The 22,177-nt window shown below is 42.2% G+C and carries 25 protein-coding genes; 13 read left to right on the forward strand and 12 right to left on the reverse strand.

The features are described from left to right. Positions 1-44: 44 nt before the first annotated feature. The 6 genes from accB to V7S75_RS09685 all read right to left on the reverse strand — a co-directional run bounded on the left by accB (position 45) and on the right by V7S75_RS09685 (position 4,060). On the reverse strand, positions 45-512 hold the full coding sequence (gene accB / locus V7S75_RS09660) for an acetyl-CoA carboxylase biotin carboxyl carrier protein (protein WP_459513463.1): 468 nt from the start codon (positions 510-512) through the stop codon (positions 45-47). A 56-nt stretch (positions 513-568) separates the two neighbouring features. Further along, a complete protein-coding gene (gene efp, locus V7S75_RS09665) occupies positions 569-1,132 on the reverse strand; it encodes an elongation factor P (protein WP_377976880.1) in 564 nt (187 codons plus the stop codon). A gap of 13 nt (positions 1,133-1,145) precedes the next feature. Continuing rightward, positions 1,146-2,147 carry a beta-ketoacyl-ACP synthase III gene (locus V7S75_RS09670; RefSeq protein WP_459513465.1) on the reverse strand — a complete coding sequence of 334 codons (1,002 nt, stop codon included), beginning with the start codon at positions 2,145-2,147 and terminating at the stop codon, positions 1,146-1,148. Positions 2,148-2,156: 9 nt separating this feature from the next. Continuing rightward, positions 2,157-3,101 (reverse strand): phosphate acyltransferase PlsX, encoded by a 945-nt coding sequence (plsX, locus tag V7S75_RS09675; RefSeq protein ID WP_459513467.1) that lies wholly within the window; start codon positions 3,099-3,101, stop codon positions 2,157-2,159. Positions 3,102-3,229: 128 nt separating this feature from the next. Then, positions 3,230-3,421: a 50S ribosomal protein L32 gene (rpmF, locus tag V7S75_RS09680; protein WP_377976883.1), complete on the reverse strand. Its 192-nt coding sequence runs from the start codon at positions 3,419-3,421 to the stop codon at positions 3,230-3,232. Between the two features lie 18 nt (positions 3,422-3,439). Beyond that, the gene (locus tag V7S75_RS09685; RefSeq protein ID WP_377976884.1) at positions 3,440-4,060 is read right to left on the reverse strand and encodes a YceD family protein; all 621 of its coding nucleotides are present in this window, start codon (positions 4,058-4,060) and stop codon (positions 3,440-3,442) included. A 23-nt stretch (positions 4,061-4,083) separates the two neighbouring features. Between V7S75_RS09685 and V7S75_RS09690 the strand changes: the two genes are divergently transcribed. Both V7S75_RS09690 and V7S75_RS09695 read left to right on the forward strand, forming a co-directional pair. After that, the gene (locus V7S75_RS09690; RefSeq protein WP_459513469.1) at positions 4,084-4,698 is read left to right on the forward strand and encodes a phosphatase PAP2 family protein; all 615 of its coding nucleotides are present in this window, start codon (positions 4,084-4,086) and stop codon (positions 4,696-4,698) included. Next, positions 4,679-6,322: an ArnT family glycosyltransferase gene (locus V7S75_RS09695; RefSeq protein WP_459513472.1), complete on the forward strand. Its 1,644-nt coding sequence runs from the start codon at positions 4,679-4,681 to the stop codon at positions 6,320-6,322. The genes V7S75_RS09690 and V7S75_RS09695 overlap by 20 nt, the downstream gene beginning before the upstream one ends. Here the strand turns inward: V7S75_RS09695 and V7S75_RS09700 are convergent. Then, positions 6,319-6,732 (reverse strand): nucleoside-diphosphate kinase, encoded by a 414-nt coding sequence (locus V7S75_RS09700; RefSeq protein ID WP_459513474.1) that lies wholly within the window; start codon positions 6,730-6,732, stop codon positions 6,319-6,321. The genes V7S75_RS09695 and V7S75_RS09700 overlap by 4 nt on opposite strands. Before the next feature lie 68 nt (positions 6,733-6,800). Here V7S75_RS09700 and V7S75_RS09705 point away from each other — a divergent pair, with 68 nt between their 5' ends. The 10 genes from V7S75_RS09705 (at position 6,801) to V7S75_RS09750 (ending at position 17,138) form a co-directional block, all read left to right on the forward strand. Beyond that, the gene (locus tag V7S75_RS09705; protein ID WP_459513476.1) at positions 6,801-7,829 is read left to right on the forward strand and encodes a DHH family phosphoesterase; all 1,029 of its coding nucleotides are present in this window, start codon (positions 6,801-6,803) and stop codon (positions 7,827-7,829) included. Positions 7,830-7,846: 17 nt separating this feature from the next. Further along, the gene (locus tag V7S75_RS09710; protein ID WP_459513478.1) at positions 7,847-8,710 is read left to right on the forward strand and encodes an FKBP-type peptidyl-prolyl cis-trans isomerase; all 864 of its coding nucleotides are present in this window, start codon (positions 7,847-7,849) and stop codon (positions 8,708-8,710) included. Positions 8,711-8,803: 93 nt separating this feature from the next. Then, the gene (locus V7S75_RS09715) at positions 8,804-9,643 is read left to right on the forward strand and encodes an FKBP-type peptidyl-prolyl cis-trans isomerase (RefSeq protein WP_459513480.1); all 840 of its coding nucleotides are present in this window, start codon (positions 8,804-8,806) and stop codon (positions 9,641-9,643) included. Between the two features lies 1 nt (position 9,644). After that, entirely contained in the window at positions 9,645-10,538 is an 894-nt protein-coding gene (locus V7S75_RS09720; protein ID WP_459513481.1) for an FKBP-type peptidyl-prolyl cis-trans isomerase, read from the forward strand. Continuing rightward, positions 10,538-11,143 (forward strand): RdgB/HAM1 family non-canonical purine NTP pyrophosphatase, encoded by a 606-nt coding sequence (gene rdgB / locus V7S75_RS09725; RefSeq protein ID WP_459513483.1) that lies wholly within the window; start codon positions 10,538-10,540, stop codon positions 11,141-11,143. The genes V7S75_RS09720 and rdgB overlap by 1 nt, the downstream gene beginning before the upstream one ends. A 52-nt stretch (positions 11,144-11,195) precedes the next feature. Next, positions 11,196-13,718 carry a DUF5686 and carboxypeptidase-like regulatory domain-containing protein gene (locus V7S75_RS09730; protein ID WP_459513485.1) on the forward strand — a complete coding sequence of 841 codons (2,523 nt, stop codon included), beginning with the start codon at positions 11,196-11,198 and terminating at the stop codon, positions 13,716-13,718. Between the two features lie 126 nt (positions 13,719-13,844). Next, positions 13,845-14,483: a glycerol-3-phosphate 1-O-acyltransferase PlsY gene (gene plsY, locus V7S75_RS09735; protein WP_459513487.1), complete on the forward strand. Its 639-nt coding sequence runs from the start codon at positions 13,845-13,847 to the stop codon at positions 14,481-14,483. A gap of 60 nt (positions 14,484-14,543) precedes the next feature. Then, positions 14,544-15,914: a dipeptidase gene (locus tag V7S75_RS09740; RefSeq protein ID WP_459513489.1), complete on the forward strand. Its 1,371-nt coding sequence runs from the start codon at positions 14,544-14,546 to the stop codon at positions 15,912-15,914. A 1-nt stretch (position 15,915) separates the two neighbouring features. Beyond that, positions 15,916-16,740 (forward strand): N-acetylmuramic acid 6-phosphate etherase, encoded by an 825-nt coding sequence (gene murQ, locus V7S75_RS09745; protein WP_459513491.1) that lies wholly within the window; start codon positions 15,916-15,918, stop codon positions 16,738-16,740. Positions 16,741-16,811: 71 nt separating this feature from the next. Beyond that, positions 16,812-17,138: a c-type cytochrome gene (locus tag V7S75_RS09750; protein WP_459513493.1), complete on the forward strand. Its 327-nt coding sequence runs from the start codon at positions 16,812-16,814 to the stop codon at positions 17,136-17,138. A 52-nt stretch (positions 17,139-17,190) separates the two neighbouring features. Here the strand turns inward: V7S75_RS09750 and V7S75_RS09755 are convergent, their stop codons facing one another. From V7S75_RS09755 to V7S75_RS09770, 4 genes are all read right to left on the reverse strand, one after another. Beyond that, positions 17,191-17,679 (reverse strand): GNAT family N-acetyltransferase, encoded by a 489-nt coding sequence (locus V7S75_RS09755; protein ID WP_459513495.1) that lies wholly within the window; start codon positions 17,677-17,679, stop codon positions 17,191-17,193. Positions 17,680-17,687: 8 nt separating this feature from the next. Beyond that, positions 17,688-18,188: a DUF5606 family protein gene (locus V7S75_RS09760; protein WP_459513497.1), complete on the reverse strand. Its 501-nt coding sequence runs from the start codon at positions 18,186-18,188 to the stop codon at positions 17,688-17,690. A gap of 31 nt (positions 18,189-18,219) precedes the next feature. Beyond that, entirely contained in the window at positions 18,220-18,837 is a 618-nt protein-coding gene (gene yihA / locus V7S75_RS09765; RefSeq protein ID WP_459513499.1) for a ribosome biogenesis GTP-binding protein YihA/YsxC, read from the reverse strand. Positions 18,838-18,977: 140 nt separating this feature from the next. After that, entirely contained in the window at positions 18,978-19,346 is a 369-nt protein-coding gene (locus V7S75_RS09770; protein WP_459513501.1) for a four helix bundle protein, read from the reverse strand. A 257-nt stretch (positions 19,347-19,603) separates the two neighbouring features. On the opposite strand from V7S75_RS09770, the gene hemE reads away from it, so the two are divergent. After that, entirely contained in the window at positions 19,604-20,635 is a 1,032-nt protein-coding gene (gene hemE / locus V7S75_RS09775) for a uroporphyrinogen decarboxylase (RefSeq protein ID WP_459513503.1), read from the forward strand. A gap of 48 nt (positions 20,636-20,683) precedes the next feature. Here the strand turns inward: hemE and guaB are convergent, their stop codons facing one another. After that, positions 20,684-22,153 (reverse strand): IMP dehydrogenase, encoded by a 1,470-nt coding sequence (guaB, locus tag V7S75_RS09780; RefSeq protein WP_459513504.1) that lies wholly within the window; start codon positions 22,151-22,153, stop codon positions 20,684-20,686. Positions 22,154-22,177: the final 24 nt, after the last annotated feature.

The following is a 22,177-nucleotide window of genomic DNA, read 5'->3' on the forward strand; positions in this document are numbered from 1 at the left end:
TAATCGCATACTCAAACCTAAGGTGGTATGCGCTAGGCTCATAATTAAGCTTTTTCTACCAAGAATAATGGTTGGTCAAACTCCACTGGGCTTGCATTATCCACTAAAATTTTAACGATTTTACCCGATACTTCTGAGTCGATCTCGTTAAACAATTTCATCGCCTCAATCATGCAAAGCGTTTTGCCTGGTGCGATTTCGGATCCTACTTCTACGTAGTTATCTTTATCTGGACCTGCTGCCCGGTAGAATGTTCCGATCATCGGTGATTTTACCGTGTATAAATTATCAGCAACGGGTGCTGCTGCAGGTGCCGCCGCCGGAGCTGCCGGAGCTGCTGCAACAGGTGCTGCTGCCGCTACAGGAGCAGGAGCCGCCGCAACTGTAACCGTAGGTGCTGCTGTGCTATTTTTTTTCACGGAAACTTTTAAGCCTTCCGTTTCGATGCTTACTTCTGCAAGAGGTGATTTTGCGATATAATCGAGTAATCGTTGTATTTCTTTCGTATCCATTTCGGTTATATAATAAAGGTTGACCGTTTACTAAGTTTTGACAAATGTAGTAGAATTTACTTAACGCGCTCTGCGTATGAGTAAGTTCTTGTATCTACTTTGATTAATTCATCTTGTTCAATGAAAATAGGTACCGTAATGGTTGCACCTGTTTCCACCGTTGCTGGTTTTTTAGGGGAGTTTGCCGTATCGCCACGAACGCCGGGTTCAGTGTAAGTTACTTTCAATTCCACAAATGGAGGTAACTCGCATGATAAGGCCGAATCATCTTCGGTGTTGATCAAAATCTCTACTTCTTGTCCCTCTTTCATCAAATCTGCCATCACACATAGGTTCTCGCCTAAAAGGATTTGCTCAAATGATTCGTTGTCCATGAAGTTGAAGCCAAATTCATCCTTGTAAATGAATTGGAATTTTCTGCGCTCAACACGTACCGGGTAAATCGTCACACCTGAATTGAAGGTATTGTCGATTACTTTACCCGAAGTTAATGAACGTAATTTTGTCCGAACAAACGCTGGACCTTTTCCTGGTTTTACGTGAAGGAATTCAATGATCGAATATAAATCGTCATTGTATTTGATCACCATGCCATTTTTAATATCTGCTGTAGTTGCCATTGTGTTTTGTTAATTATTTGGGATCGTACGCCCAAGTTAAATAAGCGGATCCCCAAGTAAAGCCACCCCCGAAGGCAGCTAGTATCAATTTATCTCCTTTTTTCAACTGGTTTTCATAATCCCATAAACATAATGGGATCGTTGCGGCTGTTGTATTGCCATATTTTTGGATGTTCAACATCACCTTATCTTCACTCACACCCATGCGGCTCGCCGTTGCATCAATAATACGCTTGTTGGCCTGGTGCGGAACTAAGAAACGAATATCATCTCCTACTAAGTGATTGCGCTCCATGATTTCTGCCGAAACATTCGCCATGCGCGTTACCGCAAATTTATATACAGCTTGTCCTTCTTGACGGATGTAATGTAATTTTTGCTCCACAGTTTCATGCGTAGGAGGGTAGGCGCTACCGCCGCCTTTTTGCATCAAACTTTCGCAACCTTCACCGTCCGACTTCAAGATGAAGTCTTGTACGCCTAGGCCTTCAGTATTTGGTTCCAACATTACCGCTGCGGCACCGTCTCCAAAAAGGATGCAAGTTGTACGGTCTGTGTAATCAACGATTGCCGACATTTTATCAGCACCCACGATGATCACTTTTTTATAACGACCGGCTTCGATGAAAGCTGAGCCAACGGCTAATGCATTTAAGAAACCAGAGCACGCGGCAGCTAAATCAAAAGATGCGGTCTCCCGAATTCCTACTGCTTTGCAAATCATGTTCGACGCAGAAGGGAATAGGTAATCAGGTGTAACCGTAGCACAAATTAATAAGTCAACTTGGTCTGGCGTGGTATTCGTTTTGCGTAATAATTCTTCTACGGCTTTAGCTCCCATGACAGAAGTTCCTTGGCCTTCGCCTTTTAAAATGCGACGCTCTTTGATTCCTGTACGGGTTGTGATCCATTCGTCGTTTGTATCAACGAGTTTTTCTAACTCTTCATTCGTAAGCACATAATCCGGGACATATCCTGCCACGCCGGTTATGGCTGCGCTTGTTTTATTTGACATGTTGTGTTCTTAGTTGTTTTCAAAGGCAGCCTTAATTTTTTTGGCTACTTCTGATTTTACTATGTTTTGGCATAATTTAATCATGTTCATAATGGCAGTAGGGCTTGAAGCGCCGTGTGCAATGATGACATTTCCATTAATACCAATGATTGGGCTTCCGCCGTAATTTTCGTAATTAGTCCGGTCCACAAATTCATTGACCATTCCTTGTTCCTTCATAATGTTGTAAATGGATTCCCCCATTTTCAAAACGATATTTCCCGTAAAACCATCCGTAACAATCACGTCTGCTTTTCCACGGAACACGTCTTTCCCTTCCAAGTTCCCAACAAAATTCAGTTTTTCGTTTGCTTTAAGTAAAGCATAAGTTGCTTGGGTCAAAATAGATCCCTTTTGTTCCTCTTCTCCGATGTTCAACAAACCTACACGAGGACGTTCGATGCCACGTGTCGCCGCTGCATAGACGGATCCTAGGACCGCCCATTGCTCAAGCATTTCGGGTTTGCAATCTGCATTCGCACCAATATCCAACATCACCGAATGGGTACCATCCGTTTGTGGAATAAAGCCTGCAATGGCAGGGCGTTGAATGCCTTCGATTGTTTTGACTGAGAATAAAGAGCCGACCATCATGGCTCCCGTATTTCCGGCTGATGCGAAAATATCGGCTTTGCCTTCTTTTAAAAGCGCAAACCCAACTCCGATGCTGGAATTGGGTTTTTGCGATAATGCTCGTGTGGGATGTTCTCCCATTTCAATTACTTCCTCCGCGTTGATAACGCGAATTTGACTGCCCGTGTATCCACGATCAGCAAGTAATGTATTAATTGTATCGGCTGGGCCAACGGCAAGAATTGTTTCTTCCGGAGCTAAATTTGAAATCGCTAAAAGAATCCCATCAACTACTGCTTCTGGGGCATAATCCCCGCCCATCACGTCGATTGCTATGTTCATTCAATAGGTGTTTAAATACTAAAACTAAGGACAAAAATAGTATTAATTTTAGTCAAAAAATAGTATTTTAACGGGATATTTTCAGCGAAGCTCAAAAAAATCGTAAATATTGGGCCTGCCTAGTAAAATTAACGTGTAGAATATCCTTCTACAATCATTTTACCTTTGTAATATAAGTTTCCTTCATGCACGTGAGCACGGTGGAATAAATGCGTTTCGCCTGTTTGACTATCTACTGCCAATTGCTTTGGTGTTCCGAAATCATGTGCTCTACGAGTATCACGACGTGTTGTAGAATGTCTTCGTTTAGGATGTGCCATGGTATTTGTTAATTAATTTTATTTTAAATCTTTTAATTTTTGAAGTGCCGCCCAGCGTGGGTCAATCACCTCATCTTGGGTTGATGCAGGTTTTTCATCGGCTCTTTCTGTCGTATAAATAAATACATCTTCCGATGCTTCATCTTCTTCCGCCAAAAAGCGTGGATGTAACTTTTTCATCGGCACGACTAATGCAATGAAATCGAATATATCCTGCGACAAATCAAGTTTTGGTTCCTTTCTGTCTAATAAAAACAGGTTGTCACCTAAATCCTCTGAATGATCCGAATACTTATAAATAAGTTTCTCATTTACCTCAAATGGGTAATCGAAAACCTCTAAAGAACGATCACAAATCAATTCAATAGAGCCCGAAATCTTCAACTGTACCTGTATCATTAATGCTGACTTCGTTAAGTCAACACTTACTTCAAATCGTCCTTTTTCCACCCAATCCTGCTCAAATGCAGCAAAAAACGCATCGTCACCGCTAAATGTGTAGTGATACGATTTGTCCTCTAAGGCTATAATAGGTATCTGAAATGCTTCTAATACTTTCATGTTGACCTTGCTTGAAAAAAGGAATGCAAAATTAGGTAATTTTTTGGAAACAACAAGTGATGCGTTTACCTTTTTCATAAAATCTTCCGACCTTTGAAATTATGAAACGTTTGAATGGGGCATGGATTGCCTACGGAATTGTATTTATACTATTTGAAATCGTTCTTGGGCGATATATAGCTGTCTTTGATCGCTTTGATCAAATGCGGATTGTCAATAATTGGCATGCGTTCAAATTGGATTATTTGTTTCGGGCACTCACGTTTGCCGGCGAATTGCTCATTCCTATCCTTGTATTGATCTTGTTTGTATACAAAAAACGTGCTTGGGTGAAACCCTTTTTGTTCTCGTATGCTGTTTCTACGTTGGTCGTTCAAGGCTTGAAGCATTTGGTTTTCCCCGGTGCACTGAGGCCTTATGCCTATTTCAAAGCGGTTGATATTCCTTGGTATTTGGTTCCTGGGGTAGAAATGAATGAATACAACAGCTTTCCTTCGGGCCACACAGCCGCGGCTTGGTTTTGTTTTATGTGGATTGCGCTTTACATTAATAAACGTTGGGCAGGGCTTGCAATGGCAATTTTAGCCTGTGGGGTTGGGATTTCACGTGTCTATTTATTTCAGCATTTCCCTGTCGACGTAGCTTTTGGCGCTTTAATTGGAATGAGTACTTCGTCGATTTTCTATTATCTCTATCATGAAAATATTGCAGCGTAAACCTTATTTGTTTTGGGTGTTTGTGGGATGTTTGGTTTACATTCCTTTTTTAGGTGCGTCACAATTGTTCGATTGGGATGAAATTAATTTCGCAGAATCGGCCCGGGAAATGTTGGTGACCGGCGATTTGTTATCCGTTCAAATCAATTTTCAGCCCTTTTGGGAGAAGCCCCCTATTTTCATGTGGTTGCAGGTGTTGAGCTTTCAGTTCTTTGGAACTTTTACGGAAAATGCATGGACATCCATGGAGTTTGCGGCTCGTTTCCCGAACGCCCTCGTAGGCATTGCTACCCTGTTGATTTTATTCCGAATCGGCAAAAAACATGTTTCGGATAATTTCGGGCATTTGTGGGCCTTTTCTTATTTAGCCGCCATCACGCCACATGTATATGCCAGTTCAGGGATTATTGATCCGCTGTTCAATCTGTTTATTTTCTTAGGAATTTACGCCTATTCGCAATTTTATGCGCAGCCTAATTCCTTTCGTTGGGCCCTAGGTGCTGGGATAAGTATTGGTTTGGGTATGTTGACCAAAGGTCCAGTAGCCTTATTATTATGGGGTGCGACATTATTGGTTTATGGAATCTGGCAACAAGTGTGGAAGTCAAAGCCTGTCGGCCGACTGTTTTTAGGGGCTTGCTTGTCGGGGATTATTGCCGTAATGCTTTTTGCCTCTTGGTATGCGATGATCATTATGAAGTTTGGTTGGGGAATTTGGGATGATTTTGTGGCTTATCAAATTCGCTTGATGACGACGGGCGATGCGGGGCATGGCCAACCCGTTTATTATCATGTATTGGTTTTATTGTTGGGTTGTTTACCTATTTCGATTTGGGCTGGTGCGCGCTTGCTACGAAGAAAATCAACGGATGAGACGATCGATTTGACGCGCTGGATGCAAGTATTATTTTGGGTGGTCTTGGTGATTTTTAGTTTGGTAAAGACCAAAATCATTCATTATTCGTCGATGTGCTGGTTGCCTTTGACTTATTTTTCTGCTCAAGTCTTGTCTGAATTTCAAGCGGGTCAATGGACATGGAAACGCACCTATTCGATTGCGTTAGGGGTGTTTGGCGTGCTATTTGGAATTGTATTGAGTTTGGTCCCGCTGATCGGGATGTATGCTGCCGAGGCATCTGTTTATATTCAGGATGCTTTTGTTAGAGATAATTTGCAGGCACCCGTTTATTGGGCTGGTTGGGAATGGATGATTGGGTTTACATTCATCGTGCTCGTGTTATGGACACTATTAGGACGCAGTTTAAGTTTCCAACGCATCATTCGATTGATGTTGGGTAGTGTCATGGTGATGATGTGTTATATGGCCGTTGTTTTGCCTAAAATTGCCGGCTATACCCAGGCTACGCCGATTGATTTTTATGTATCGCATGTGGGTCAAAAAGTTTACATTGAAACGGTCGGCTTTAAATCCTTTGCCCACTTATTGTATTTTCAAAAGCAGGGGCCAAGTCCGGATGGAGAGGCCTTAATGAAACAATCCTCGACAGACCGCCCCACCTATTTTGTGATGAAGTCGGATGCCGAGGATCGTTTTAAGTATCACCCTCATTTGCAATTAATCAAAGAGGAGAATGGTTTTCTATTTTACAAGCACGTGAATTAGTTTCCGTTCGGGAAGAAGAATGCCCCTTCGATGGCTGCATTGTCATCGGAATCAGAACCATGGATAGCGTTTGAACTTAATGAGCGAGCAAAACGCTTACGAATGGTTCCTTCTGCTGCTTTCGCTGGGTCTGTGGCGCCGATCAATTCGCGGAAATCTGCCACTGCATTTTCTTTTTCCAAAATCATCGGAATGATTGGGTTAGAAGACATGTACTCGCACAATTCGCCGTAAAATGGACGTTCCTTGTGGACTTCGTAGAATTTACCAGCCTCTTCAGGTGTTAGGTGTACTTTTTTAATTGCGACAATGCGGAAACCCGCTTCTTCAATTTGTTGGATGATAGGCCCTGTAAACCCGTCTAAGACTGCGTCGGGCTTAATCATGGTAAATGTTCTATTTGTTGGCATTACGTTTTTTTTACAAATTTATCTCTAACTTTGCGAACGCCCAAATTTGTCGGGCGATACGATTTTTTATGTCTTCGATTTCTGCGCTTCGCGCCCTTTTAATTCCTGGTCAATCCGTTGTCATTACGACGCACTTTAATCCTGATTCCGATGCTATTGGTTCAAGCTTAGCTTGGCAGAAGTATTTGATTAAGAAAGGTTTGCGCGTGGATGTGGTAATTCCATCTGCTTTGTCGCGAAATTTAACTTGGATGCCCGGGGCGGATGCGGTGTTAGATTTCGAAAATGTTTTACATAAGTCGACGATTGAGGAGAAAATTGCTTCAGCCGATTGGATATTTTGTTTGGATTTTTCAGGCATGCAACGTTTGCATGGCTTGGCCAATTGGGTAAAGTCGGCGCGTTGTCAAAAGGTGGTCATTGATCATCATTTGGATCCAGAGGATTTTGCTGATTATTATTATCACCGGACGATTGCAGCATCTACTTGTGAATTGATTTTTGATTTAATCAGTGAATGGGGTGATGAGGCGTTGATCGATGCGGAAATGGGTGAATGCATGTATTCTGGAATTATGACGGATACGGGTTCATTCCGACATCCCAATACGACGGCGCATGTTCATGAGGTTGTTGCGGAATTGATCAAAAAAGGAGTTAATACGAATGCGGTTCATCGCAAAGTATTCGATTCGGCGAGTTTGCATCGTTTACGTTTTTTGGGACATGTGTTGGCAAACCGTTTGGAATATTTGCCTGATTACCATTTGGCCTTGATGTGGATTACTGAAGAAGATCAAAAGCAATTTAATTCACAGGCAGGCGATACGGAGGGGATGGTGAATTATGGTTTGCAGCTAGCGGGAGCGGTTTGGTCTATTTGTATGATCCAACGACCGGATGGGGTTAAATTGTCGTTCCGTTCGATTGAGCCATTTGCGGTGAATACGTTTGCTGCGACTTATTTTGAAGGAGGAGGACATAAAAACGCTTCAGGTGGAAGATTTTCTGCGGGAGGAATAGAACAAGCGAAGGAAAAATTAAAGGAAGTGTTACCTTTGTATCTTTCTGAAATAAAACGAGTTAAAAATTTATAAAATATAAACAAATAATCATGCGTAAATCGATTGGATTACTAGCTGTAGCTGCTGCGATGGTAGTGGGATGTGGCAAAGACAAAGTAGAAGTTATTGAGGGAGTGAAGATTCAAATTCACGAACACGATGACAAGGCACAAAAATTGAAGGATGGTGATATCATTACGTTTGATTTGGTGATTCGTAACGGAGCGGATTCTGTATTACAGGATACGCACAAGGAAGGCCAACCGGGTAAAGGGATGGTTCAGGCGCCACAAGCGGCTCCAGGAGCGTTTAAAGGAACATTTGAAAATGGTTTACGTTTATTGTCGGTAGGTGACTCTGCGACAATTTTGGTGCCTATTGATAGTTTGATCAAGACGGTTCAAGCTCCATTGCCTCCATTCTTGAAGCCAGGAACGGATTTGAAATATTCCGTACGTATTTTGAAAGTTCAATCGAAAGGTGAATTTGAGAAAGAAATGGAAGCGCAAGCAGCGGTTGCGAAGAAAAATGCTGCGAAGATGATTGCACAAGAGCCTGCGTTAATTGCGGCTTACATTGCTAAGACTGGTAAAACATTCCAAAAAACCGCTTCTGGATTGAATTATTCAATTGAAAAAGCGGGTTCGGGTCCTTCACCAAAAATGGGAGAGACTTGGGTAGTGAATTACCGAGGTACATTCATGAATGGAAAAGAGTTCGATAAAGGAAGTGCAGCTGAAATGCCATTGGGTCAAATGATTCCAGGATTTAATGAGGCTTTAACGTTGATGAAGGCGGGTGGTAAAGCCACTTTTGTGATTCCTTCGCCAATCGCCTATGGAGATCAGGCTCGTGGCCCGATTCCAGCGAACTCGGTATTAGTATTTGAATTAGAAGTTCTTTCGAAGAAATAATTTCTAGTAATTTTAAGATCATTGATACGAAATGCTAACCTAAATCGTTAGCATTTCGTTGGTTAATTGGGTTTCATGTTAAATCACAGTAGTTTGAAAAAAATCGTATTTGCATTCGGGATTATGTTGGGCATGACAGCTTGCTTGTCAGATGTTGAATTAGCAGATGTGACGAAAGCGAAGGAGAATCAGGCGCAAATATTGGCGTATTTTTCGAAGTTGGGCCAAAACCCTATCGCAATGGAAGATGGTGCATTTTATTATGTTTCAAAATCCAACGTGGCAGGTGAAACGGCCTCAAAAGGGGATACGGTTAAGATGCGTTATGTCCTTTCAAACCTGTTGACAGGAGAAGTGTTGGACAGCACCAAGACGCCTTTGGTATATCAATACGGTTATTTAAATCCCGTCTATGCCAAATTGATGGCTCATATTAAGGAAGGCGAACAAGCGGTGATGGCAATTCCAGGTACATCACAAAGTTTTGCAGGTTTGCCTGCATATACGCCGCTCAAGGTATTGATAAAAGACTATGTTGTTCGTAGTCAAAATGACCAAATTGAAGATTTCATCGCAAAGAAAAAGTTGGCCGTTACAACACAGGATGCTAATGGACTTCGATATATCCGTCTTAATCCGGGAACAGGGGATTTGCCTACTGCTGGCCAAGTAGTGAAGTTGAAGTACACGGGTCGTTTTCTAAATGGTTTTGCATTTGATGGGAATATGGCGCGGACAGATAGTTTTTCGGTGACGATTGGTGGAACATCGACGGTCATTGGTTTTCAAACAGGTGTTGAGAAAATGCGTTTAGGGGAGCGTGCGATATTGGTTTTCCCTTCTCCGATTGGTTATGGAGAAAAAGGTTCAGGTTCAACAATTCCAGGATTTACGCCATTAGCATTTGAAATTTATGTTGCTAAAATTCAATAAGATGAAATCACTTTATTTGTTTTTATGCATCAGTTTGGGCTTGTTGTCCGGCTGCGCTTTTAATGAGATTAATCAGCAAACGGAACAGGCTGATGCTGCCATTCAGAAATACATTAAGGATCGTAATTTGACGATGCAAAAGACTGCGGATGGGATGTATTTTTTGAAGGATACCAAAGGGTCAACAGGTAAAACGGCAACTGCGTCGGATTTAATCAAATTTCATTATAAAATGACTTTGTTGGACGGAACGCTCGTTGATTCGACAAATCGTGTTTTGAATCAATTTAAGGCGGAAGTTTGGGGCACAAAAGCGACGGTTTTTACATTGCCGTTGAGTAATCTGAAAGAAGGGGAATCAGGTGTGTTTATCTTGCCGGCTTCTTTGGCTTTTGGAGGCAGTTCGTTTGGAAATGTTCCTTCTTATTCCACCATTCGTGTAGACATTACTGTTATCGCGATACGCACGGAAGCGGAGCAAATGGATGATATGAAAGTAGCATATGGAATGCAAAATGCAGAGCTAACAACTTCGGGTATGTTTTTCAAAAAACTCGTAGAAAAACCTGCTGCAGCGCAGGTTTTGGTTGGCCAAAATGTTGTCGTGAGCTATGTAGGTAAATTTGGGTATGGCGTTTTGCAACAAGATTCAGCAGGCAAATGGTTTTACAGTCCTACCTTTGGATCAGGAACAATCGGTTCTGCTGCGAGTGCTTATTATGCGGGATCTGGAAATTTGATTGCTGGTTTTGAGGAAGCGGTGATGAAGTTGCGGATTGGGGAGAAGGCATCGATTATTTTGCCCTATAAATTAGCATATGGAACGGCAGGTAATTCTGCGATTCCAGGTTATTCACCCTTGTATTTCGAAATTGAAATTATATCAGCTCAATAATGAAGCAAAAACAGCGCTTGTATTTAGCTACTCAAAATCAACATAAAATTGAAGAAATAAAAGATCTCCTCGGGGATCTTTTTGACATTCATACGGTATTTGAATTGGGTGTATCGGTTGAAATTCCTGAAACGGGAAATACACTACAAGAAAATTCCATGCAAAAGGCCGCTTACATTGCGGAGCATTTTCAGGTGACATGTTTATCAGATGATTCAGGTCTTGAGGTAAATGCGTTGGGTGGAAGACCTGGCGTATATTCCGCACGTTATGCGGGTGAGCCCAAAGATGATGCCGCGAATGTTCAGAAATTATTGGGGGAGTTGGAAGGAATTTCGGATCGCTCAGCGCGTTTTGTGACTGTCTTAACCTTCCATCATCAAGGGCAATACGATTGCTTTGAAGGGGAAATTCAAGGCCAAATTGCATCGAGCCCACGAGGTGAGCATGGCTTTGGTTATGATCCCGTATTTGTGCCTGTGGGATTCGATCGGACCTTTGCAGAAATGACCATGGAGGAGAAAAATCAAATGGCTCATCGGGCACGTGCGATGCAGAAATTTAAAAGCTTCATCGACGAAACAGGATTTTTTATAGACAACTAGGGAATTTACCCACGCATTTTGTATTTTTGGTTGATTTAATACCCTTGAGTTCATGTTCAAACGAAGTGGCCGAGTTAGGCTTCTCTTATTCTTTTTAATCTTTGCTCAGGCGGCTTTTGCACAAGTGGTCATTAAAGGCCGCGTAACGGATGCTGCTAACGGTGATCCTATTCCCTTTGCTTCTGTAGGGGTTTTGGGATTGAACTATGGGGCTACCACGAATTTTCAAGGAGAGTTTACGTTGCATGCCAAATCGATGACAGATTCGCTTTTTGCGTCGGTAGTTGGTTATAAAAAGCGGGTTAAATGGGTGGACAAGAAGGCTAAGGCCCTTGAGATTGATTTCCAATTGGAGTCTGCAACCAAGGAGATGGCTGAAGTAATCGTCTATTCTGGGGAAAATCCAGCGTTTAAGATTCTTCGGAATGTGATAAAGAATCGAGAAAAAAATGATCGGAGTAAACTCGAATCATACGAATATTCTTCTTATTCAAAGATGGAGCTGGATGTTGATAACATTTCCGATAAATTCAAGGACAGGAAAATCATGCAAGATATTTCCGAGGCCGTTAAAAAGTTTGAGAAGTTGGCAGGCGATGATGGTAAACTAGTTATCCCAACCTACATTTCGGAATCCATCAGTAAATTTTATTACCGAGAATCGCCCCAACGGAAACGTGAGCATGTTTTGAAAACCAATATTAAAGGGGTTGGGGTTAAAGATGGGAGTGTCATTTCACAATTAGTGGGGGGGAATTTAGTCGCCAACTATAATTTTTATCAATCCTATGTATCCTTTTTCGGGAAGGATTTTGCAAGTCCGATCGGGGATAATTGGAAGGGGAATTATAAATTTTATTTAGGAGACACAATCAATGTGGACGGCCATGTGTGTTATCAATTGGATTTTGATCCGAAGAATCCGATGGACCTTGTTTTTACGGGTCAAATGTGGATTGATACCACCTCATATGCCTTGGTGCAAATTGAAGCATCTGTAGATAAAGCGGCTAACCTGAATTTCATTGACAAGATCAAGATTTCGCAGGAATTGGAGCAAACGGAAACGGGCGCTTGGTTGCCGGCGAAAACCCGTTTTTTGATTGATATCGAGGAGATTACAAAGAATTCAGCAGGGATGTTGTTGAAAATGTACATCTCAAATAAAGATTTTGTAGTCAATAAGCCACATCCGCTTTCGTTCTATGACATGGCTTCCGAGGTGGCCGAGGATGCCAAAGAACCCGATCCAAATTACTGGAAATATGCTCGCCACGAACCGTTAAGTAGGCAAGATTTAATTGCCTCTTCGTTGATCGATTCGGTTAAGAATTTACCCGTTGTGCGGACATATGTGGAGGTGGCTGAGATTGTTGTCAGTGGATTTAAAAAGTTTAATGATATCGAAGTTGGGCCTTACATTAACAGCTTTGCGATTAATAAAATTGAAGGGGCGCGTTTCCGTTTAGGATTTAGGACGAATGCCAACTTTGATAAAAACTGGATATTGCGTGGGAATGTGGGATTTGGTACGAAGGATTTAGTGCCTAAATATTCTGCTGAGATTGATTATTTATTCTCAAAGAAGAAGTGGACGATGGCGGGAATCCGACATAGCTATGATATTGAGCGGGTAGGATTGACTCCGGAGTTGATCGGGGATAATAAACTGTTTTACGCGTTTACCCGTTGGGGAGCTTTTTCTGGGGCGTTTTTCCGTCGGGAAAGTGAGGCCTTTTTTACTACGGAATTAATCAAGGGTTTGAGTATCACAAGTTCTTTGAATACACGGTCCTTCGATCCCTTGTTTCGTTTTCAGTTTCGGTTGAATCCAGAAATGGGGAAAGCCTCTCCAGTTCAGGATTATTACCAAGAGTCTTTTGTGACACTAGAAGCGCGTTTTGCTCGGAATGAAACATACATCATGAATGGTAATGAAAAAATTACTTTAGCGACTAAGCGAATTCCGGTGATTACATTTAAATATCAGCGAGGTTTAAAGGGATTTTTAGGGGGAGATTTTGATTATGAACGATTTACGTTAAAAGCTTATCAGACATTCCGTTTGGGCCAATTAGGGCGATCTGATTATACCTTGACTGCCGGCTATACACCTTCGAATTTACCTGCGCCTTTATTGTTTCCGCATTTGGGAAATGAGACATTTTTCTTTGTTCGAAGCGCGTTTTCAACGATGAATTATTTTGAGTTTGTGAGTGATCAATATGCGTCATTGCAATTCAATCATAATTTCGAAGGATTGTTGTTTAATCGGTTGCCATTGATTAAAAAACTGAAATGGCGTTTCATAGCCAGTTCTAATGTGTTAATGGGTAGTCAGCGCAATTCGAATCGCGAGATCATGAAGGATGTTAACAACCCGTTGAAATCGAAATTTTTGGACCAATATGCGTTTGATTCATTAGACCCCAACAAGCCATTCGTCGAGGTGGGTTATGGGATTGATAATATTTTCAAAATTCTCCGCATTCAGGCTTTTCATCGCTTGTCCTATTTAGATCATGGCAATCCACAGCGTTTTCGCTTGATGGCGTCGATCAACTTCTCGTTTTAATCTATGTTTTTGGTATATTATTAAGACGAAAATTTAAACATTTCAAGAACTTTTTTGAACTTCTTGATTTTAGTAGGTATCGGGCCTATATTTGAAAATCGGCAATAAAATGCCTTATAACGAATTATGATTTTTATTATTGCAGGCCTTTCTATTTTGAGTTATTTATTGGGTTCAATCCCAACTGCAATTTGGTATGGAACGAACTACCACGGTGTCGATATTCGTACACAAGGGAGTGGAAATGCGGGGGCGACAAATACATTTCGTGTATTGGGCAAGAAAGCTGGAAGTATTGTATTGTTTGTGGATGCGCTGAAAGGTTTTTTGGCTACGGGCTTAGCCGCAGTCTTGTTTTATTTTCATTTAATTGATTGGCAAACCTGCGTCACATTGAAGATATTCTTTGGCTTTTTGGCGATTATTGGTCACTTACTTCCCGTGTTTTGTGATTTTAAAGGAGGTAAAGGTGTGGCTACAACCTTGGGCATGGTATTAGCGCTGCATCCCATGGCTGCGCTGGTGAGTATCGTTGTTTTTTTAATTGTATTTGGAATATCTCACTATGTCTCTTTGGGATCTATGGTCGCTTCGATTGTTTTTCCTTTGTTACTGACTTTCGGTGTATTTGGTGAAGAAATTCCTACCCTCATCTATTTTGGCTATTTCATCGCCTTTCTTGTTGTATTTACGCATCGCATGAATATTGTTCGGATCTTTAAAGGAACTGAAAATCGCATGTATCTCATCCCTTCAAAGAAGTAAAGCCTCGGTTTATTTTTTTATATTTGTTCGTGGAATTCTAATCCATTCCGCCTACATGATATGACACAGACTCAACAATATATCGACGCGAATCGCGATCGTTTCTTAGCTGAACTACTTGATTTTTTACGTATTCCTTCCATTTCTGCGGATCCGGCTTATGCGGGTTCTGTACGCCAAACAGCTGAGTGGGTGGCTGATAATCTTCGAAAAGCGGGTGCTGATCATGTTCGCTTAGAAGAAACAGCGGGGTTCCCGATTGTTTATGGGGAAAAAATGGTGGATCCTGCGGCGCCTACCGTATTGGTTTATGGGCATTATGATGTGCAGCCAGCAGATCCTTTGGACCTATGGGATAATCCTCCTTTTGAACCCGTAATTAAAGATGGCTTGATTTTTGCCCGTGGCGCTTGTGATGATAAGGGACAGGTGTTTATGCATGTCAAAGCCTTTGAGGCGATGTTGGCTTCCGGCGAATTGGCCTGCAATGTGAAGTTTATGATTGAGGGAGAAGAGGAAGTAGGTTCGGATAATTTGGGTCTATTTGTTGCCTCAAATAAGGATTTGTTAAAAGCAGATGTCATTCTGATTTCTGATACGGCCATTATTGCGAATGATATCCCTTCGATTGATGTGGGATTGCGCGGCTTAAGTTACATGGAAGTGGCAGTTCAGGGGCCAAATCGGGATTTGCATTCCGGAGTTTACGGGGGTGCTGTCGCTAATCCGATCAATATTTTATGCCAAATGATTGCTTCCATGCACGATGAGTATAATCACATCACGATTCCTGGTTTTTATGATGGCGTATTGGAATTAAGTGCATCAGATCGTGCCGCGATGGCACAAACGCCTTTTGATTTGGATGCCTACCAAAAGGATTTAGGAATCCAGTCGGTACATGGTGAAAAAGGATATTCGACGATTGAGCGGGCATCTATTCGCCCAACCTTAGACGTGAATGGTATTTGGGGAGGCTATACCGGTGAGGGTGCGAAAACTGTTTTACCGTCGATGGCCTATGCGAAAATATCAATGCGTTTGGTTCCTAATCAGCGTTCGGAGGAAATTACTCGGTTATTTACGGAACACTTTTTATCCATTGCGCCCAAAGGCGTGAAGGTGACGGTTAAGGCGCATCATGGTGGAGAGGCATATTTGATGCCTACGGATAGTATTGCATATCAGGCGGCATCGGATGCATTGGCCACCACATTTGGTAAAGAGCCGGTGCCTACCCGCGGCGGAGGCAGCATTCCAATTGTCGCATTGTTTGAAAAAGAATTAGGAGTGAAGTCGATATTGATGGGCTTTGGTTTGGATTCAGATGCGATTCACTCGCCAAACGAGCATTATGGCTTGTTTAACTTTTATAAGGGGATTGAGACGATCCCACATTTTTTCTCGAATTACAAGCAATTATCCCAATAAGATGGCAGAGAACTTAACGTTATTAGCTACCGAATCCGCGTCCCGTTATGAGGATTTAGATAAGCAAACGGTGGACACTTTATTGCGTCAAATCAATGCCGAAGATAAAACGGTTCCCTTGGCTGTGGAACAAGTTATTCCGAATATTGAGGCCTTAGTCAATCAAATTGTTCCGCGTATGGAGCAAGGAGGTCGATTGTTTTATATTGGGGCAGGAACATCGGGTCGTTTGGGAGTGGTTGATGCGTCGGAATGTCCGCCTACCTATGGTGTGCCGTTTGATATGGTGATCGGAATTATTGCGGGAGGTGATGGGGCGATTCGGAAGGCAGTAGAGAATGCGGAAGACGATCCTGTTCAGGCTTGGAAAGATATGGAGCGTTATGATATTGGCCCCTTGGATACGGTGATTGGTATTGCAGCATCAGGTCGAACACCTTATGTAATTGGTGGTTTGAAGGAAGCGAATGCGCATGGAATTTTAACGGGCTGTATTGTTTGCAATGGAGGAAGTCCGATTGCGTCGGAAGCGCAATATCCTGTCGAAGTGCTTGTGGGGCCTGAATATGTAACGGGAAGTACGCGGATGAAGTCGGGGACTGCACAAAAATTAGTCTTGAATATGATCTCAACGGCCGTAATGATTCGATTGGGTCGTGTACGCGGGAACAAGATGGTAGATATGCAATTGAGCAATCATAAGTTGGTCTTACGCGCAATACGCATGGTTTGTGAGGCTACAGGTGTTAGCGAAGAAGTAGCTGCCGATTTGTTGGAAAAACACGGAAGTGTTAGAAATGCGGTAGATTCTGTAATGAAGGGATAGAATTTTCCCGAAAAAGCATTAATTTGCTCTCAATTAGGGCTTATCCTCAAAAGTATATACGTAAATAACATATGAAAACTATCTCTAAATTTATTATGACCGTGGCACTAGGTGTGGCTGCGTTTGGATTCGAGGCGAAAGCTGAAGATTTTCCGGCTGATATCAAGCCATTGATGCAAAAGTATACATGCTTTGCATGCCATAAAGTGGATGCACGTTTAGTAGGCCCTGCATACAAAGATGTTGCTAAGAAGAAATATTCGGTTGATAAGATTGTTTCCTTGATTGCGAAACCACAGCCATCAAACTGGCCTGGTTACCCTCCAATGGCACCTATGACAAATGTACCGAAGGAAGATGCGGTTAAATTAGCGAAGTATATTATCTCGTTGAAATAAGTAAATCTGAACTGAAATGAAAAAGACCTCGATGCAAATTGAGGTCTTTTTTTTATAGTGCTTTGGTCATCCAAATGTCACATCCATCGTGGCCACTATTTCCTAAGGGGCTACACAGTTTGATGAAACCTTGTTTCTCGTAAATGGAGACGGCTTTCGATAGTTCAGGCATGGATTCCAAGTAGACTTGGGTATAGCCATTTTCTTTAGCCCATTCCATGGATTTTTCCATGAGTTTTTTCCCTGTTCCTGTTCCTCGGGCATCTTTATTAACATAAAGTTTGACAAGTTCGCAGGTTCCTTCGGGTAGGTTTGCTGTAGGGAAAATCCCACACCCTCCTACGATCCTGTTATTTTGTGTTGCGACGAAATAATAGGAGCGGGGTGTTTGGAATAATTCAAATAGCGCATCTGTAGTAGGGTCAAAGTAAACAGTCCCCGGCTTGTTTGCTCCAAATTCAGTCAACGCAGCTCGGATAATTTCAGCTAGCGCAGCATTGTCTTGGGGCTCAATCGGCCGAATCGTGATGACCTCCTCCATGCGGATGATTATTTGGCTGCTTTTTTTGCTGCTGGTTTTTTCGCTGCTTTCGGTTCTTTTTCTTCCTTCTCTACTTTTTCTGCTTTCGGTGCTTTCGCCGCTTTTGCTGGGAAAAGTTCAGGAACGTACGTGAAAAGAATCAGGTACCAACTTAAGATTTTCTTGATATCGGAAGCAAAAACGCGATCTGAATCGTAGTTAGGAACTACATCAGCGATGATTGCAAATAATTCTGCATCAGCTGCTTTTTTAGGCTCCAAAGGTAAAGAACCTTGGAATTTTGCATGGATCTGTAAAAACAAATCGGCAAGAGGCAATGTGCTATCTTGGTGGTCGGCAAGGTAAAGCGAGATGTCTTTCAAGACAGAAATTCTTGTTTGGCCGCCTACGACTGATTTTTGTTTGGCTGCGTCGAGTGTTTCTACGATTACTCCAGTGCGCGTAGGTTTTAACACTTTAAATAATCCAGGTTTACCAGAAATGTGCGCAACTTCGTTTAATAATTCCATGTGTTTATAGCTAATGATGGCTGCAAAAGTATTAAGATTTCCCTATTTTATAAGGGGATGATTGAATTAATTCCTCGATATTGGCTAAAATATCTTCTCGTCCTACGTGTTTTTCTGCTGAGGTGATGAAAATTTGAGGAAGGCCATCCCACATTTCTAATAGGAAGTTTTTATAGGCATCTACGCTTTCATTCACTTGTTTTTGGGAGAGCTTGTCGGCTTTTGTAAATACCAAATGAAAGGGAATTTCATGTTCGACCATGCGGTTCATGAACTCGATATCGACCGCTTGGGGCTTTAAACGTATGTCGATTAAGACAAATAGACAAGTTAAGTTTTCGCGGTGAATGAGGTAATCAAAAATCATTTTTTCGAAGTCACGTCGCTTTTCTTTACTCACTTTGGCGAAACCGTATCCAGGCAAATCGACCAAATACCATTTTTCATCAATCATGAAGTGATTGATTAATTGGGTTTTTCCGGGCGTTTGGGATGTTTTGGCTAATCCTTTGTGGAACGTAAGGGAATTGATCAATGAGGACTTGCCTACATTCGAACGACCAATGAATGCGAATTCGGGAAAGCGAGCCGGTGGGCATGCTTTGAAGTCGGTGTTACTAGTAACGAAACGAGCAATGAGTTGTGACATAGGAAATGATTGAAAGGCAAAGGTAGGGAAAAAGTCCGGAGGGAAATAGTCCGGAGTCCGAAGGGGAGGTAAGTCCGGAGGGAAATAGTCCGAGTCCGAAGGGGGGGGTGAGTCCGGAGGGAAATAGTTCGTGTTGAGATTCAAAGGTATTTTACTTCTTTTCTATTGAGTGATCTAGACAAACCATTTAGCATTTTGGAAATTTCAAGTAACTCACAGTTCAATTCCTCATAATCTTTGTTGGAAATATATGATAGTTTAAATGCCAAATAGTTCATTGAACGCACTTCGCTGGTAGAACCTAGGGAAATAAACAAAAAACGCTTAAACTCTTTGTCGGAACTTCGATCGAATCCTTCAGCTATATTATTGACAATGGAAACCGATGCTCTTTGAATTTGATTTTTAAAACCAAAGTCTTGATTATTTGAATACAAGCGATAAACCTTCAGGGCTAATTCGGTTGATTTTTGCCAAACAAGTAACTTTTCAAATTTGGAAACACGCATAAGTTTATATTTCAAACGATTCTTCTCAGTTATATTGCATCAGTAAACTTATAATCCTCTGGGCATCAAAGACTACGCCACCTCGAACTGCTTTTCTACGTACTCCCCCCTTCGGACTATTTCCCTTCGGACTTACCCCCCCTTCGGACTCCGGACTATTTCCCTTCGGACTATTTCCCTCCGGACTCTTTTCCTTCGGACTATTTTCCTTCGGACTCTTTCCCTTCGGACTATTTTCTTTTACCTTTGTGTTCGATATGGAAAAACTACAAAACGACCTCATCCTTCGTGCTGCGCAAGGATTACCCGTGGAACGTGTACCTGTTTGGGTGATGCGACAAGCGGGCAGGATTTTACCTGAATACCGTGAAGTGCGTGCGAAAGCAGGATCATTTATTGGTTTAGCGACCAATCCCGAGATGGCGGCGGAGGTTACGATCCAGCCGGTTGATCGTTTTGGCGTAGATGCAGCAATTATTTTCTCAGATATTTTGGTTGTTCCTGAAGCGATGGGTTTACCCTACTTAATGGAAGAGCAAAAAGGTCCTGTTTTTCCAGATGTCATTCGATCAAAAGCTGATTTAGCGAAAATACGTGACGCGAATCCGGAAGAGGATTTGAAATATGTCTTAGATGCCATCAAAATTGTCAAAAAAGAACTCGCAGGTCGTGTTCCTTTGATCGGTTTTGCCGGTGCTCCCTTCACTATTTTTTGTTACATGGTGGAAGGAAAGGGTTCTAAAACCTTCTCTCAAGCCAAAAAAATGCTCTACGCAGAGCCAGAATTGGCTCATGCTTTATTGCAGAAAATCACCGATTCAACCATTGCCTATCTGAAAGCACAGGTTGCAGCGGGTGCGAATTTATTGCAGATTTTTGATTCTTGGGCAGGGATTTTATCTCCAGTGCAATACAGTGCTTTTTCTACACCTTATTTAAAACAGATTTGTGATGCCATTCAAGAGGTACCTGTGACCCTTTTTGCCAAAGGTGCTTTCTTCGCTCGAGAAGAAATGGCTCAATTAAATTGTGCAACCATTGGTCTGGACTGGAACATGGATATCGCTGAATCACGAAAATTAGTTGGCCCCAATAAAACCTTGCAAGGGAATTTAGATCCTTGTGCGCTTTACGGAGATTTTAAAACCGTTGAAGCGGAAACCAAAGCGATGTTGAAAGCCTTTGGGACACAACGTTATATCGCGAATTTAGGGCATGGGGTTTATCCGGATATTCATCCCGACAAAGTTCAATGCTTCGTGGATACGATTCAGAATTATCAAGCATAAAAAAAGGCCTCGCGATCAACGAGGCCTTTTTAATTTCATTCAATAAACTTATTTCGCTGAATAGTTCGGCGCTTCTTTCGAGATGCTCACATCATGTGGGTGACTTTCTTTCACACCTGCTGAAGTGATTTTAACGAATTTCGCTTGTTGCATCGCTTCGATCGAAGAAGCTCCGCAATATCCCATACCGGCTTTTAATCCGCCAACCATTTGGTATAGAATTTCAGTTACAGAACCTTTGAACGGTACGCGGCCTACAATTCCTTCTGGGACTAATTTTTTGATATCATCTTCCGCATCTTGGAAATAACGGTCTTTCGATCCATCTTCCATTGCCTCCAATGAACCCATTCCACGGTAGGATTTGAATTTACGTCCTTCCAAAATAATCATTTCTCCTGGAGCCTCGTCAGTTCCTGCTAGCAACGAACCCATCATAACTGTGCTTGCGCCCCCAGCGATAGCTTTCGCCACATCACCTGAATAACGAATACCTCCATCTGCGATGACAGGAACGTCATATTTTTGTAAAGCTTTGGCAGCTTCGTAAACTGCAGTCAATTGAGGCATACCCACACCTGCGATGATACGTGTTGTGCAAATACTTCCCGGACCAACACCTACTTTTACGGCATCCGCTCCCGCTTCTGCTAAGGCTACGGCTGCTTCGCCAGTTGCGATGTTTCCTACAATGACGTCTAGGGTAGGGAAGGATTTCTTTACCGACTTCAATGCGTCTATAACTCCTTTGGAATGTCCGTGTGCTGTATCGATGCTGATGACATCTACACCTACATTCACTAATGCTTGCACGCGATCCAATAAATCAGGCGTAACACCCACGGCAGCACCTACGCGTAGTCGGCCTAAAGAATCTTTCGATGCCAAAGGATGCGACTTGCGCTTTAAAATATCTTTATAGGTAATCAAACCGATTAATTTGCCGTTTTTATCAATGATAGGCAATTTCTCGATTTTATATTCTTGCAAAATGCTCTCAGCCTCCTCCATGCTGATACCTTCTTTGGCCGTGATCAAATTGTCTTTGGTCATGATTTCAGCCACAGGGCGTGCCGTTTGCTTTTGGAAACGCAAATCACGGTTGGTTAAAATCCCGACCAAATGACCTTTGTCATCAATCACCGGAATGCCTCCGATTTTGAATTCCTTCATGATGCGTTGTGCATCACCTAAGGTTTGGTTGTCTTTTAATGTAACGGGGTCAATAATCATTCCTGACTCCGAACGCTTTACCTTGCGAACCTGCGCGGCTTGCTGGTCGATCGTCATGTTCTTGTGAATGATTCCAATTCCACCTTCTTGGGCTAGGGCAATAGCTAAGTCGGCCTCTGTCACCGTATCCATCGCTGCAGAAACGATTGGAATATTTAACGTGATGTTGCGTGTTAGGCGAGATTGTGTCCTAACCTCACGAGGTAAAACCTCTGAATAAGCAGGTAATAACAATACGTCGTCGTATGTTAAGGCCTCAAAAAGAAATTTGTTGGAATCGAGCATGGCAAATAATTTGATGGAGTGTAA

This window comes from Aquirufa sp. TARAVU-A1A (assembly GCF_054558675.1).

What these genes read in the sequence shown, in the direction of transcription:
- V7S75_RS09690 (WP_459513469.1), top strand. Translation starts at nt 4,084, where the DNA reads ATGAAACGTTTGAATGGGGCATGGATTGCCTACGGAATTGTATTTATA.
- V7S75_RS09740 (WP_459513489.1), top strand. Translation starts at nt 14,544, where the DNA reads ATGACACAGACTCAACAATATATCGACGCGAATCGCGATCGTTTCTTA.
- accB (WP_459513463.1), bottom strand. Translation starts at nt 512, where the DNA reads ATGGATACGAAAGAAATACAACGATTACTCGATTATATCGCAAAATCA.
- V7S75_RS09700 (WP_459513474.1), bottom strand. Translation starts at nt 6,732, where the DNA reads ATGCCAACAAATAGAACATTTACCATGATTAAGCCCGACGCAGTCTTA.
- hemE (WP_459513503.1), top strand. Translation starts at nt 19,604, where the DNA reads ATGGAAAAACTACAAAACGACCTCATCCTTCGTGCTGCGCAAGGATTA.
- V7S75_RS09720 (WP_459513481.1), top strand. Translation starts at nt 9,645, where the DNA reads ATGAAATCACTTTATTTGTTTTTATGCATCAGTTTGGGCTTGTTGTCC.
- murQ (WP_459513491.1), top strand. Translation starts at nt 15,916, where the DNA reads ATGGCAGAGAACTTAACGTTATTAGCTACCGAATCCGCGTCCCGTTAT.
- rpmF (WP_377976883.1), bottom strand. Translation starts at nt 3,421, where the DNA reads ATGGCACATCCTAAACGAAGACATTCTACAACACGTCGTGATACTCGT.
- V7S75_RS09670 (WP_459513465.1), bottom strand. Translation starts at nt 2,147, where the DNA reads ATGTCAAATAAAACAAGCGCAGCCATAACCGGCGTGGCAGGATATGTC.
- V7S75_RS09695 (WP_459513472.1), top strand. Translation starts at nt 4,679, where the DNA reads ATGAAAATATTGCAGCGTAAACCTTATTTGTTTTGGGTGTTTGTGGGA.
- rdgB (WP_459513483.1), top strand. Translation starts at nt 10,538, where the DNA reads ATGAAGCAAAAACAGCGCTTGTATTTAGCTACTCAAAATCAACATAAA.
- V7S75_RS09685 (WP_377976884.1), bottom strand. Translation starts at nt 4,060, where the DNA reads ATGAAAAAGGTAAACGCATCACTTGTTGTTTCCAAAAAATTACCTAAT.
- V7S75_RS09730 (WP_459513485.1), top strand. Translation starts at nt 11,196, where the DNA reads ATGTTCAAACGAAGTGGCCGAGTTAGGCTTCTCTTATTCTTTTTAATC.
- V7S75_RS09755 (WP_459513495.1), bottom strand. Translation starts at nt 17,679, where the DNA reads ATGGAGGAGGTCATCACGATTCGGCCGATTGAGCCCCAAGACAATGCT.
- plsY (WP_459513487.1), top strand. Translation starts at nt 13,845, where the DNA reads ATGATTTTTATTATTGCAGGCCTTTCTATTTTGAGTTATTTATTGGGT.
- V7S75_RS09760 (WP_459513497.1), bottom strand. Translation starts at nt 18,188, where the DNA reads ATGGAATTATTAAACGAAGTTGCGCACATTTCTGGTAAACCTGGATTA.
- V7S75_RS09750 (WP_459513493.1), top strand. Translation starts at nt 16,812, where the DNA reads ATGAAAACTATCTCTAAATTTATTATGACCGTGGCACTAGGTGTGGCT.
- V7S75_RS09705 (WP_459513476.1), top strand. Translation starts at nt 6,801, where the DNA reads ATGTCTTCGATTTCTGCGCTTCGCGCCCTTTTAATTCCTGGTCAATCC.
- yihA (WP_459513499.1), bottom strand. Translation starts at nt 18,837, where the DNA reads ATGTCACAACTCATTGCTCGTTTCGTTACTAGTAACACCGACTTCAAA.
- efp (WP_377976880.1), bottom strand. Translation starts at nt 1,132, where the DNA reads ATGGCAACTACAGCAGATATTAAAAATGGCATGGTGATCAAATACAAT.
- V7S75_RS09710 (WP_459513478.1), top strand. Translation starts at nt 7,847, where the DNA reads ATGCGTAAATCGATTGGATTACTAGCTGTAGCTGCTGCGATGGTAGTG.
- plsX (WP_459513467.1), bottom strand. Translation starts at nt 3,101, where the DNA reads ATGAACATAGCAATCGACGTGATGGGCGGGGATTATGCCCCAGAAGCA.
- guaB (WP_459513504.1), bottom strand. Translation starts at nt 22,153, where the DNA reads ATGCTCGATTCCAACAAATTTCTTTTTGAGGCCTTAACATACGACGAC.
- V7S75_RS09770 (WP_459513501.1), bottom strand. Translation starts at nt 19,346, where the DNA reads ATGCGTGTTTCCAAATTTGAAAAGTTACTTGTTTGGCAAAAATCAACC.